The 12,449-nt window shown below is 66.0% G+C and carries 14 protein-coding genes; 6 read left to right on the top strand and 8 right to left on the bottom strand.

Annotation, left to right across the window (positions count from 1 at the left end; translation table 11 throughout):
* Positions 1-65 precede the first annotated feature (65 nt).
* Positions 66-1,361 (bottom strand): acyl-CoA dehydrogenase family protein, encoded by a 1,296-nt coding sequence (locus tag VML93_RS07820; RefSeq protein ID WP_325609334.1) that lies wholly within the window; start codon positions 1,359-1,361, stop codon positions 66-68.
* A gap of 78 nt (positions 1,362-1,439) precedes the next feature.
* Positions 1,440-1,811: a nuclear transport factor 2 family protein gene (locus VML93_RS07815; RefSeq protein WP_325609332.1), complete on the bottom strand. Its 372-nt coding sequence runs from the start codon at positions 1,809-1,811 to the stop codon at positions 1,440-1,442.
* Between the two features lie 44 nt (positions 1,812-1,855).
* Here VML93_RS07815 and tsaA point away from each other — a divergent pair, with 44 nt between their 5' ends.
* A complete protein-coding gene (gene tsaA, locus VML93_RS07810) occupies positions 1,856-2,326 on the top strand; it encodes a tRNA (N6-threonylcarbamoyladenosine(37)-N6)-methyltransferase TrmO (protein WP_325609330.1) in 471 nt (156 codons plus the stop codon).
* Complete coding sequence (locus tag VML93_RS07805; RefSeq protein ID WP_325609328.1) at positions 2,326-3,156, top strand: hypothetical protein; 831 nt, start codon at positions 2,326-2,328, stop codon at positions 3,154-3,156. The genes tsaA and VML93_RS07805 overlap by 1 nt, the downstream gene beginning before the upstream one ends.
* Here the strand turns inward: VML93_RS07805 and VML93_RS07800 are convergent.
* The 4 genes from VML93_RS07800 to VML93_RS07785 form a co-directional block, all read right to left on the bottom strand.
* Positions 3,153-3,770, bottom strand: a complete 618-nt coding sequence (locus VML93_RS07800; RefSeq protein ID WP_325609326.1) for a TetR/AcrR family transcriptional regulator — start codon at positions 3,768-3,770, stop codon at positions 3,153-3,155. The two genes, VML93_RS07805 and VML93_RS07800, sit on opposite strands and share 4 nt — an antisense overlap.
* A 100-nt stretch (positions 3,771-3,870) precedes the next feature.
* The gene (locus tag VML93_RS07795) at positions 3,871-4,938 is read right to left on the bottom strand and encodes a dihydrodipicolinate reductase (protein WP_325609324.1); all 1,068 of its coding nucleotides are present in this window, start codon (positions 4,936-4,938) and stop codon (positions 3,871-3,873) included.
* Positions 4,935-5,504: a nuclear transport factor 2 family protein gene (locus VML93_RS07790; RefSeq protein ID WP_325609322.1), complete on the bottom strand. Its 570-nt coding sequence runs from the start codon at positions 5,502-5,504 to the stop codon at positions 4,935-4,937. The genes VML93_RS07795 and VML93_RS07790 overlap by 4 nt, the downstream gene beginning before the upstream one ends.
* A 37-nt stretch (positions 5,505-5,541) precedes the next feature.
* A complete protein-coding gene (locus VML93_RS07785; protein WP_325609342.1) occupies positions 5,542-6,849 on the bottom strand; it encodes a cytochrome P450 in 1,308 nt (435 codons plus the stop codon).
* Positions 6,850-6,954: 105 nt separating this feature from the next.
* Between VML93_RS07785 and VML93_RS07780 the strand changes: the two genes are divergently transcribed.
* Positions 6,955-7,620: a helix-turn-helix domain-containing protein gene (locus VML93_RS07780; RefSeq protein ID WP_325609320.1), complete on the top strand. Its 666-nt coding sequence runs from the start codon at positions 6,955-6,957 to the stop codon at positions 7,618-7,620.
* A gap of 3 nt (positions 7,621-7,623) precedes the next feature.
* Here the strand turns inward: VML93_RS07780 and VML93_RS07775 are convergent, their stop codons facing one another.
* A complete protein-coding gene (locus VML93_RS07775) occupies positions 7,624-8,709 on the bottom strand; it encodes a F420-dependent hydroxymycolic acid dehydrogenase (RefSeq protein ID WP_325609318.1) in 1,086 nt (361 codons plus the stop codon).
* A gap of 99 nt (positions 8,710-8,808) precedes the next feature.
* On the opposite strand from VML93_RS07775, the gene VML93_RS07770 reads away from it, so the two are divergent.
* Positions 8,809-9,414 carry a GNAT family N-acetyltransferase gene (locus VML93_RS07770; protein ID WP_325609340.1) on the top strand — a complete coding sequence of 202 codons (606 nt, stop codon included), beginning with the start codon at positions 8,809-8,811 and terminating at the stop codon, positions 9,412-9,414.
* A gap of 10 nt (positions 9,415-9,424) precedes the next feature.
* Here VML93_RS07770 and VML93_RS07765 read toward each other — a convergent pair whose 3' ends face one another.
* Complete coding sequence (locus VML93_RS07765; RefSeq protein WP_325609316.1) at positions 9,425-10,111, bottom strand: TetR family transcriptional regulator; 687 nt, start codon at positions 10,109-10,111, stop codon at positions 9,425-9,427.
* 69 nt (positions 10,112-10,180) lie between these two features.
* Between VML93_RS07765 and VML93_RS07760 the strand changes: the two genes are divergently transcribed.
* Together VML93_RS07760 and VML93_RS07755 are read left to right on the top strand one after the other, a co-directional pair.
* A complete protein-coding gene (locus VML93_RS07760) occupies positions 10,181-11,254 on the top strand; it encodes a ferredoxin reductase (RefSeq protein WP_325609314.1) in 1,074 nt (357 codons plus the stop codon).
* Between the two features lie 27 nt (positions 11,255-11,281).
* A complete protein-coding gene (locus VML93_RS07755) occupies positions 11,282-12,400 on the top strand; it encodes an acyl-CoA desaturase (RefSeq protein WP_325609312.1) in 1,119 nt (372 codons plus the stop codon).
* Positions 12,401-12,449 lie beyond the last annotated feature (49 nt).

The following is a 12,449-nucleotide window of genomic DNA, read 5'->3' as shown; positions in this document are numbered from 1 at the left end:
CGGGCTCGAAAAATGCGATTCCGCGTCTGCTCGCCGGTCTGGCTGCCCTCGAGGCCAGGCATTTCTCAGTATTCGGCGATCGCGTGTTCGAGCCGTTCGGCCAGCCGGGCCTGGGCTTCGGCCCGCCGGGTCGGGATGTGCTGCGACGGGAAAGGCGTTGTCACAGGCTGATATTCACGCAGCGTGCGGCGCGCCACCGTCATCTTGTGCAGCTCCGTCGCGCCGTCGGCGATGCCCAGCGACTCGGCACCCACCAGCATCTTGACGAACGGCATCTCGTCGGAGACGCCGAGCGCGCCGTGCAGGTGCATGGCCCGCTGCGCCACGTCGTGCAGCACCTGGGGCATCGCGACCTTCACGGCCGCGATGTCGCGGCGGACCTTCTGGTAGTCGTCGTGCTTGTCGATCAGCCACGCGGTGCGTAGTACCAGCAACCGGAACTGTTCGATCTGAATCCAGCTGTCGGCGATCTTCTCCTGGGTCATCTGGTAGTCGGCCAACCGCCCGTGCCTGGTCTGCCGCGACACCGCACGCTCGCACATCATGTCAAACGCCTTGCGGGCCAGTGCAATTGTGCGCATCGCGTGATGAATCCGGCCGCCGCCCAGGCGGGTCTGGGCGATCATGAAGGCATGGCCCTCACCGCCCAGCACGTGGTCGGCAGGTACCCGGACATTGTGGTAGCGGACGTAGGCGTGGCTGGCGTGCTTCGCGGAGTCGCCTCCGACGCCGACGTTGCGCACGATCTCGATGCCCGGGGTCTCGGCCGGAACTATGAACAGCGACATCTTGTCGTAGGTACGCGACTCGGGGTTGGTGACGGCCATGACGATGAAGAACGACGCGTGCTTGGCGTTGCTGGAAAACCACTTCTCCCCGTTGATGATCCAATCGTCTCCGTCGCGGGTTGCGGCCGTGACGAACATGCCGGGATCAGAACCACCCTGCGGCTCGGTCATCGAATAGCACGAGGTGATTTCGCCGTCGAGCAACGGCTGCAGGTAGCGGGCCTTTTGCTCTTCGGTGCCGAACAGCGCCAGGATCTCGGCATTGCCCGAGTCGGGTGCCTGGCAGCCGAACACCGACGGTGCCCACCGCGAACGGCCCAGGATTTCGTTGAGTAGCGCGAGCTTGACCTGGCCAAAGCCCTGGCCGCCGAGCTCGGGCCGCAGATGGGCGGCCCACAATCCCTGGTCCTTCACCTGCTGCTGCAACGGCCGCAGGATCGCCATCATCTCGGAGTTTTTCTTGTCGTAAGGATCAAGAGCGACCAGATCGAGCGGCTCGAGTTCGTCGACCATGAATTTTTCGACCCAGTCCAGCTTCGCCTGGTATTCCGGGTCAGTTTCGAAGTCCCACACCGTCGGCCAACCGTTCCCCGGCGCAGCATCGCGCCGGCTTTGTTTGATGGAGTCACTCCATCGTAAGGGCCGTGCTTTCTAGACGGCCTGAACGTCGGAGGGCGACCAGAACGCCCGCATCGACGTGATCTTGGCGTCCTCGTCGAACGTCATCACCGAGATCGGCGAGATGCGGGTGCGGCTTTCGCCGGCGTCGAGCGTGAGGTGCCAGAAAAACGCCGCTTCGCTGCCGCCGATACGCAGTTCCGCGAGTTCGGTGTCTTTCTTGGCGTCTTGGAAGTTTGCGTAGAACTGGTGGATCGCGTCGTGGCCGCGCTGGATGTCCGATCCGATCGGATCCTCGATGGTGGCGTCGGCGGCATAGAGGGTCACGACGTCGTCAGCTCTGCCGGTGGCAACGAGCTCCAGATAGCGATTGACGGTCTCTGCGATGGCTTTCCGGGATGGCATGGCCTCGGACGCTACACGGAGGCCGTGCCTTACAGTCCAGTGACATGGATATCCGGATCGTTCCGGTCGCGACAGTGCACAGCACCCGTACGGTTCCGGTCGATGACGACTGGGACGCCGAAGCGACGGTGATCCGGCTATCTGACGAGTTCGACGAGTCGGCGCTGTGGGGGCTCGACGGCTTCTCGCACATCGAGGTCGTGTATGTCTTCGACCGCGTCGACGCCGGCAGCGTCGCAGTCGGTGCGCGCCGTCCGCGCGGCAATCCCGACTGGCCCGAGGTGGGCATTTTCGCCCAGCGCGCCAAGAACCGCCCCAACCGGCTCGGGGTCACCACCTGTGCGCTGCTCAGCGTGCAAGGCCGCGAGATCGCGGTGCGCGGCCTCGACGCCATCGACGGGACGCCGGTTGTCGACATCAAGCCATACCTCAAAGAGTTCGGCCCCCGCGGCGACGTGCGACAGCCCGCCTGGGCGACCGAACTCATGGCGGGCTACTGGGGCCAGCCGGAATGATGCACAAGCTCGAAGGCGACGCGTTTGCCGAGCAGATGCGCTGGGTGAGCGGCGGTACCTGGCCGTCGCCGGACGGATGCGCCGGCTATGACCCCGCCCAGGGATGGGCGGCCGCGGCATGGGTGCTGAACGCCATGTACGAGCGGTCAGACGTTCCGGACAATCTCACTCATCACGAGGTGCACCACCTTCAAATCGAAGCCGGGCTGACCGAACCCGCCATGGTTGGCGACGTCAACCTCGACGCGCACACGATCACCACGGGGGTCGGGCTGGGGTTCGCCGAGGAACCGGGACCGCCTTGGCGACGATTGAGCTGGGCCGACCTCGGCCGCCGGGATGGCTTCGGGTTCTGGGCGGTCGATGGCAGATGGCCCGACCAGCGTTTCACTCCGCACGCCGACTGGGCCGACCCCCGTGTCATGCCGTTTGCGAGTTGGCCACAAGTGGCCCGCAGGAAGCAATCCAGTTGGCCGGTAAGCATTTTGCCTCCCTCGGAGGGGTCGCTGGACGCGGCCAGCCTGATTGCGCTGATCGAGGTGCTGAGCCGGCACACCGCGGCCGAGGCGATACGCAATTGCGGCTTCTACTACGGGGCGGTCGCCATGGCCGGCGACGTCGTCGTGTACACCGGCGACCTTCGCGACCTGCCCGCGCTGGTGAGGTCCCAGCGCGGCACCGGGTTGACACCAAACAACTTTTGGCCCGCAGATCGCTCCTGGCTGGTCTACACCGATTACGACCTGTGCGCCACCCGGGTCAGCGGCTCACGGCAACTGATCGACGCGGTGTGCGGCCACGGCGATCTCGACACAGTCCGGTGCGGTTAATCGTTTTGCTGCTCGGCCAGATACGCGGTGATGACCTCGACCAGCATCTGGCGGTCGCGGGTGCTGTCCAACGGCTCTGGCCAGGTCAGCTGCACCGCTACCAGCCCGCGGATGGTGGCCCAGATGAGGTTGCCCAGGCGGCCGGCGGCCGACGGCGGCAGGTCGGTGCCGAGGTGCCGGCCGATTTCGGTGAGTCGCTTGGTCATTGCAGCCAGATGAGCGTTGGCCGAGGAGGTGCGCGCGCCGCGGGTGGCGATCAGGATCTCCAGGGCGGCCATCGACGTCGGACTGGAGAATGCCTGCCAGACCGCGTCCACGATGAATGCCGGACGCTGCTCGTCGCTGACCGTCGCCGCGCGCGCGGGCAGCGCGTCGAGGGTCTGCAGCAGTTCCCCGAATCCCTTGTCCACCACCGCCATCAAGATGCCGTCCAGGTCGCCGAAGTGATACTGAACGACGCCCCAGGTCAGTCCCGCACGCTCGGTGATCTGCCGCATGCTGGGCGGGGCGAATCCCTCTTCCAGGATGTAGCGCACGGTTTCGTCGATGACGGCTTGACGGCTGCGCTCGGCGCGCGCCTGACTGCCGGTGGCCGGCCGGCGCGGAGCCGTCATGCGGCCGCTGCGTCGAATGTGCTCTGAGGGCGAAAAATCGGCCGAAATTTCGCCCTCAGAACACGCTCGGCGCGCGGGGACGGGCGCGATGAGAACAGGATCACCACATGACGCCGCGGACGTGGTCGAGCGCCCGGAGGTCGTGGGCGGCCAGGATGCCGCTCGGAGCGCGGCACACCGTGTCGATCAGGTTGACCACCCGCGCCGCGGTCGCGATCACGCCGCCCTCGTTGTGGTCGATCTCGCCACCCAGATGCGTGTTGATTTCGACGCCCGGACTGCCCGTGACGACGACGCGGTGCACACCCAGCCGGCCGTCCGGCGGATACGCCCAGTCCGGTGCGGTTTGGGGGCCGAGGCGGTTGACGTGCTCCATGGTGATGACGACCTCGCCGTCCCGCAGACCCTCGACGCCGAACCGGACGGCGGCGACCTGCCCGGGGTCGACGTGCATCATGACGCAATCGATCGGTTCGGGCGTCACCCACTTCTCGCAGCGCTCACGGATCTCGTCGAGTTCGATGCCCAGGTCCTGCGCCAGGCTGCGCACCTGCACACCCCACATCGAGGTCAGCACGCCGGGCCGGAACATCACCGGAGTGTGATCCGGGCTGGTGCCGAAACCGAAACTGACACCGGTGAATTCGGCGTCGTCGTAACTGGCGTAGTCGCAGAGCTCCTGCACCGTGATGCTGGCGGCGCGTTCGGCCAGGCTCAATGCGGTGTAGGCCAGGGTGTCGCCCGAGTAGCCGGGGTCTACGCCGTTGATATACAGCGTCGTGTCGCCGTCGGCACACGCCTGCTGCAGCGGTTCGCGTAACCAGTCGCCCGCCTGTTCGGGAGCGACCATCCACACGAACGACGAGCCGACGACGTTGGTGCCGGACCGCAGAAAACGGGCGATCTCGTCGAGCGCTTGCATTGGCCGGGTTTCGGCCTGCGAGGTGTAGACGACGCAGTCGGCGTTCAGCGCGAGCAGGGCCTCGGCATCGTCGGTGGCCACAATGCCCGTCGTGTCCGGGAGGCCGCACAGCGCGGCGGCGTCGCGGCCCACCTTGTCCGGACTGGATGCGTGCACGCCGACCAGTTCGAAGTCGGGCCGCTCGATCAGCATGCGCAGCGCGTGACGTCCGACGTTGCCGGTCGAGTACTGAATGACCCGCCTCATGTCAGCGAGGTCGGTATCGGCCACAGCGGCGCGCTCATCTCGGCCATCGAGCCGTAGTGACCCGGCTGCTTGCCGGAACGGATGGCGGCCATCCGCGCGTCGAGCTCCGGCGAGTTCTTGCCGTCGCGCAGGATGTCGAGCATTGCGGCGGTGGCCATTCCGACGTCGAAGATGTCGCGCTGCCAGGACCAGCTGCGGTGTCCGCTGTACTGGAACCAGCTGCCGCCCAGGCCCTGAATCTCGTAGGGGTCGCCGCTGGGCGAGGTGAAGGTGGACAGCTGCCGCCACAGCCCGAACGCCTGTCCGGACCGGTCGTCGAAAAGCACTGTCTGGTAAGGGTAGATCCAGCCCTGGAAGCCCAGCATCTCGGTGCCCAGGGCTATTTCGCGGATCTCCTCGCGCCCGTTGGCCATGAATTGGTCGGTCGGCGAATAGGACCATCCGTAGCTGGCGTCGGGCTCGTAGAAGTCGGCCATCACGCCCCAGTCGCCGGAGTCCTGCGCCCGGCGATTCACCTCGAGCCAGTCGTTCCAGAACTCATCGAACTCGGCGCGGTCGTAAGGCATGAAAAATAATTACACGCGTAATGTTTTAGGGCAAGCCTCAGCCGGCGGCGACCGGTGTCCTCCTGCTGCCCAGCTGCGCCGGCAGCCGCGTGTAGCCGCGTAGATTGACCAGCCCCCGTCGCTGTGGCTCCGCGGTGAGGTCGAGATCGGGAAATGCTTCGAAGAGCATGCGCAATGCGGTGGCACCCTCGATACGCGCCAGCGCGGCGCCGAGGCAGGCGTGCACACCCGAGGCGAATGCCAAGTGCTCGCGTGCGTTTGGCCGGCCGATATCGAAGCCGCTGGGATCGGTGAACATGCGCGGGTCGCGGTTGGCGCCGCCGAGCAGCAGGGCCACCATGTCGCCGGCCGCGATGTCGTGTCCGGCGATCTCGGCGTCGCACATCGCGGTTCGCGCGGTCATTTGTACCGGGCTTTCCAGCCGCAGGATTTCCTCGACGGCGGCGGGCCACAAATCGGGGTCGTCGCGCAACCGCGCCAGCTGTTCGGGATGTTGCAGCAGCACGACGATGCCATTGCCGATCAGGTTCACCGTGGTCTCGAAGCCCGCGCCGAGCAGTAGCGCGGCATTCGCGGTGAGCTCGCGGTCGCTGAGCGTGCCGTCCGCGGCCAGCCGGCTGAACGGATTGTCGCCCGGCTCACCGGCGCGCAGCTGGTCGAAGCGCTCACGTAGTTCCTGATCGGCGCGGCGCAGGCCGTCGATCGCGTTCCGGTACGTGTGCCAGCCGATCCCGATGTCCAAGAGTGGAGCGCCGCTGTGGCCCCATTGCAACAGCCGCGGGTGCGTGTCGGCCGGCAGGCCAAGAATGTCGGCGATGATCGCAACCGGCAGTTGCGCCGCGAAATCGGTGATCAGATCGGGATGAGTCGTGTTCGCAATGCGCTCGATGAGCTCGCTGGTGACCTCGGTGACGCGGGTGCTGAGCTTGTCGATCGCGCGAGGGGTGAAGCTTCGGGCCACCAGCTGCCGATAGTGCGTGTGGTCGGGTGGATTGACGATGACCATGGCGGGCGGTTCGACCGGGTTGGGCACGCCGGGGTCGGTCCGGGAGATCAGCGCTCGCAACGGCCGCGGCAAATCCATCTCCGACGGAGGTGTGACACCGAACCGCTTGTCCCGCATCACTTCCCGGCACACCGAATGATCGACGCTCACCCAGGTGAACGGCGCGCGTACCAGTGGGCCCCGCGCCCGGATCTCCTCCATCAGCGGGTACGGATCGCCACCACGCCCGTGATTGGCGATAAACCGGGCCAACGGGTCGCCTCGGCGCGCCCGAATGGCCATGAACGCCCGGGGTGCACCGTGCATGGCGACCCATCTGGCCCACAGCCCGACACCCATAGCTACCGCCATTTCTGAGACATTTGAGACATTTAGACAATCAATGTCTCTTATGATTCAATTGCCACGATACGGCGACCCACCCGAGCGAGCAAGGGGCCGATAGTGACCTCGACCCGAACCGATGAGTTCGTACGGCGACTCGCCGCGCCCGACCCGGTCGTTGTCGCGCAACTGCGGGACCCCGACGAGATCACTACCCGCATTCTAGGCGCCGCATTCGAACAGGCCGAGCTCGTCGGATTCCGCCGCACCACAATGGAAGACGTCGCCCGCCGTAGCGGCGTCGGCCGCGCCACCCTGTACCGGCGTTTCCCCACCAAGGCCGTACTCATCGACGCCGTCGTCCTCGCCGAAGTACGCCGCTATCTGGACGGCGACAGCGCGGCGCGCGCACACGGCACCACGCTGGAAGACCGGCTGGTCCACAGCACCGTGTTCACCGTGACCTTCATGCGGGAACACACCCTGCTCAAGAAGTTGTTGCGCACCGAGCCGGAAACCATCCTGCCCAGCCTGACGGTCGATGCGGGGGCCATCATCGATTTCGCGACCGACCACTCCGCCGCTCAACTGCGCGACGAGGTCTACGGCACCGCCCGCATCACACCCGACGAAGAGCGCCACCTCAGGACCGTCGCCGAACTCCACACCCGTCTCACGCTGTCCTTCATCGTTACGCCGCACACCAGCATCAACCTCGCCACCATCGACGACACCCGCGCATACGTACGGAACTATCTGCTGCCGATGATCATCAGGCCCGGCTGACGTTCAGCGCAGTTTGGGTAACACGCTGTCGCGGTAGAAGTCGATTGCGGCGATCGGGTCGTCCTGGGGGAAGTGCAGAAACGGCACGGCTCCGGCGTCCAGAACCGTTTGCAGCGCACCAATGTGGATCGCGGGGTCGGTGCCGACCGTCCAGTTGGCCAGCACCTTCTCGGAGGGGTTCGACTCGGCGGCCCGCTGGATCTCGACCGGATTGGGCTGGTCGACGGCCCCGGCGGTGAATCGCCACAGCGAAGCGGCGCGGGCGGCGGTGGTGGTGTCGCCGACGACGGCAAACAGTTCGGCCCGTTTGCCCATTTTGGCGGGATCGCGACCGGCTTTCTGCGCACCCGCGCCGAAGGCGTCGACCAGTTTCGCGTTCTTCAGGTCGCGGGCTTGCATGATCCAGCCGTCGCCGTACTGGCCGGCCAGCGCGGCACTCTTGGGTCCGCTGGCGGCGACGAAGATCGGTGGCGGCGTGGGCGGGGGATCGTAGAGCTTGACAGAATTCGTCTGAAAATAGTGACCCGAGAACGAGATTCGCTCGCCGCTCCACAGCTGCCGGATCAATGCGATGGCCTCGATCAGCCGGTCGTGGCGCTCGGCATAGTTGCCGAAGGTATTGGTGGCGGCCTGTTCGTTGAGCCGCTCACCGGTGCCCAGCCCCAAGAACACCCGGCCGGGGCTCAGGATCGCCAGGGAGGCGAACGCCTGGGCCACTGTGGTCGGGTGGTAGCGGTAGATGGGGCAGGTCACCCCGGTGCCGAACGAGATGCGGCTGGTGCCGTTGCCCACCACTGCCAGGGTCAGCCACGGAAACATGGAATGCCCTTCGTTGTCCTGCCACGGCTGCAGGTGGTCGCTGGCCCACAGATAACGAAAACCGGCCTGTTCGGCCGCTTTCGCCTGTGCGACGAGTTGATCGGTGCGGAATTGCTCGTGTGACAAAGCAATTCCCACGCTCTTGGTCGACGCGGGCGGCGCGGCCGGTGCGCCGCGGTGTGTTCCGCAGCCGCCGGACAACCCACCCGCGCCCAGTACGCCGGCCCCGGCGGCCAGCCGGCCGAATGTCCGCCTCGAGATACCGGTCACCCGCAGCGAATACCCGCCGCGCGGCCTACCACACCTCGGATGCCTCGGTGATCGGCTTGGTGATGACTTTCTGTGACTACTCGTTCTAACGTCAGTGAGGTGAACCCGCAGGCACGGCCGGTGCACAAAGCAGATATACGCGAACTTTCACAGACCATGGGGCGCGCGTTCTACGACGACCCGGTGGTGATGTGGATCCTGCCGGACGACGACGTGCGCAGAGCGCAACTGCCCCGGTTGTTCGCCGCGACGACTCGCCACCATCATCTCGCCGGCGGAGGGGCGGAGGTGGCTTGTGCGGGGCTCGGCGTCGGTGCGGCCGCGCTGTGGGATCCGCCGAATCGATGGCAGGAATCGCGCTGGGCCGAGCTGGCGCAGATACCGATGTTCTTCCGGGTGTTCGGCCTCCAGTCGGCGCGGGCACGCGGCATCCACGAACTGATGAAGCACGCGCATCCTGAGGAGCCGCACTGGTATCTGGCCGCCATCGGCAGTGACCCGACGGTACGCGGCCAGGGTTTTGGTCAGGTGCTGATGCGGTCGCGGCTGCAGCGCTGCGACGCCGAATGCTGTCCGGCCTACCTCGAGTCTTCCAAGCCCGAAAATGTACCCTACTACGAGCGTTTCGGATTCACCGTCGTCGGTGAGATCACCGTGCCCGACGGTGGGCCGACGATGTGGCCGATGTGGCGGGATCCCCGGTGACCATCCCGGCTCAGGGGTGGCTTCGCCAGCCGGCCACTCCGGTCGCGATCATCCGCAGCTGCTTGACGGCGATGCGTTGAATCTCTTCCAGAGCTTCGGCGCTCTGGGCGTCCTCGATCGCCTCGGCGGTGGCGATCATCGCATTGACGAACAGGCTCGCCAGCACGTTGAGATCCTCTGTGCTCCAAGCGTTCAGCCCCGGAAAGCGGGCCAGGTCGGTGGCCAGCTCCGAGACGATCAGCCGGATCTCGGTGCGGATCGCGTAGCGCAGCACGGAAAGTCCGGTCGAACGCTCCCGGGCGATGAATCGCCAGTGTTCGCGCTGCTCGGCGACGCTGCCGACCAGGATCTCGACGGATGACTCGATGACCCGGCTCGGGTCGAGCTTGCCGGTGCGCGCTCCGCGCAGGGTGTCGCGCAAGCTGCGGAACGACTCGTCGATCAGGACCAGCCCGAGGGCCTCCATCGACTCGAAATGACGGTAGAAAGCCGCGGGCACGATCCCGACCTCCCGAGTCACCTCCCGTAGGCTCAGACCGCTGAAGCTGCGGTCGCTGACCAGCTTGAGCGCCGCGGAGATGATCGAGCGCCGGGTTGCCTCCTTACGCTCCTCGCGAGAGCGACTTTCCCGGCCTTTATCACGGGCTCTGTCACTGCCTGACCGCCGCGGGTGTGAGCTAGGAGTACGACTGTTCACTATGTGAACCGTAACACAGAGCTGCCGAAACCCTTGACCACCTGCGCAGCACGATGGAACGGTGTACACATGTTCACTCAAACTTTCACTCGGACGATCGCCAAGCGAGTCCTGAGTTCTGACCTGGTTGACCTGCTCACCGGCCCGCACGGCGTCGACCGGTACACCGAGCTTGTGACGCCGACGTGGACCTTGGGCCAAGCCCGCGCCAAGGTGGTCGATGTGCGTCGGACCACACCGCGCAGCGTCACGCTGACGCTGGCTCCGAACGCCGCGTTCACTAACCGCAACACCGTCAAGGCGGGTCAGTTCGTCAACGTGTCGGTGGAAATCGACGGCCGGATGCACTCACGGTGCTATTCGCCTGCCAACGTCGAAGGCAGCGCCCAGCTCGAGCTGACGATCGGCCACCACGATGGCGGCCTGGTCTCGACCTATCTGTATGAGCGGGCCCGTCGCGGCATGGTGGTGGGACTTGACGGTGTCGGCGGTGACTTCGTGTTGCCGGGGCAGCTGCCCCGCCGCATCCTGTTCGTCTCGGGCGGCAGCGGCATCACGCCGGTCATGTCGATGCTGCGCACGCTGGTTGCCCAGGGACATACCGGCGAGATCGCCTTCGTGCACTATGCCCGCACCCCCGAGGAGGCCGGCTACCGCGAGGAACTTGCCGCGATGCCCGGGGTTCGGGTGTTGCACGGCTACACCCGATCGAATGGCGGCGATCTCGTCGGCCGCTTCGGGGCCGAGCACCTGGCCGCGGCCCTGCCGTCACCTGATGCGGTGTTCGTCTGCGGGCCAACCGCTTTGGTCGAGGCGGTCAAGGAGCACTGTGCAAACGTGTTCACCGAAAGCTTCGTACCGCCGGTGTTCGAGCCGCCGGCGAACCCCTCGGGCGGCCGAGTCACGTTCGCGGACAGCGCCGTTGACATCGTCGATGACGGTCGTTCGCTGCTCGAGCAGGCCGAATCGGCCGGCCTGAAACCGCAAAACGGATGCCGGATGGGCATCTGCCACACCTGCACACGACGCAAGAAATCGGGCGCCGTGCGCAATCTGACCACCGGTGCAGTCTCGACCGGACCCGACGAAGACGTGCAGATCTGCGTCACCGTCCCCGTCGGCGACGTCGAAATCGCTCTCTAGGAGCCCTAGTTGTTTGGAGGAGAAGCCATGACACAGAACAAGATCACCCTGACCAAGGAGCAGGCGGACGCCTTCGGCCGCGAGCTCGACGCCATCAAGGAACGCGTGATGGCCGACCTCGGCGAAGAGGACGCCCAGTACATCCGCAAGGTCATCAAGGCCCAGCGTGCCCTGGAAGTCGGCGGACGCGCACTGTTGTTCCTGCCGCCGGCCTGGCTGCTCGGCACCGCGATGCTGGGCTTCGCGAAGATCCTGGACAACATGGAGGTCGGCCACAACATCATGCACGGTCAGTACGACTGGATGCGTGACCCGACGATCTCCGGCCGCGACTTCGAGTGGGACACGGCGTGCCCGGCCGACCAGTGGCGCCACTCGCACAACTACATGCACCACACCCACACCAACATCGTCGGGATGGACCGCGACATCGGCTACGGCATCATCCGGATGAGCGAGGACCAGCGCTGGTCGCCTTACTACCTGGGCAACCCGGTCTACGCGTTCCTGCTGATGGTGCTGTTCCAGTACGGCGTAGCGCTGCACGAGCTGGAAACCGAGCGGATCCGCCGCGGTGAGATCAGCTTTCGCGACAAGCGCGAGACGCTGCGGGAGATCTGGAAGAAGACCCGCCGGCAGTCGCTCAAGGACTACGTGGCCTTCCCGCTGCTGGCCGGCCCGTTCGCGCCGTTCGTCTTCACCGGCAACCTCACCGCCAACCTGATGCGCAACATCTGGTCCTACATGATCATCTTCTGCGGCCACTTCCCGGACGGCACCCAGGAATTCACCATCGAGGAGACCAAGGACGAGTCCCGTGGCCAGTGGTACTTCCGTCAGGTGCTCGGTTCTGCGAACCTGACCGGCGGCAAGTTCTTCCACGTGATGTCCGGCAACCTGTCGCACCAGATCGAGCACCACCTGTTCCCCGACATGCCGGCCCGCCGCTACGCGGAGGTCGCGCCCGAGGTGCAGGAGATCTGCGAACGCTATGGCGTCCCTTACAACAAGGGCCCGCTGCTGCAGCAGTTCGGCACCGTGGTTCGCAAGATCGTTCGGCTCTCCGTCCCCGACTCGTGGTCGCAGCGCCGGGCCGCCCGCCGCGGCCGGGACAAGGTGGTCGATCGGCTGCCCGTCGCTGCCTGAGCCCGCAAACCCGCTTAGCCCGGAGAGAGACACTCCGGGCTAAGCGGGT

Origin of the sequence: Mycobacterium sp. (assembly GCF_035499775.1) — a bacterium.
Taxonomy (GTDB): domain Bacteria; phylum Actinomycetota; class Actinomycetes; order Mycobacteriales; family Mycobacteriaceae; genus Mycobacterium.
The sequence above is the reverse complement of the archived record's forward strand: the minus strand, read 5'-3'. Positions and strand labels throughout refer to the sequence as shown.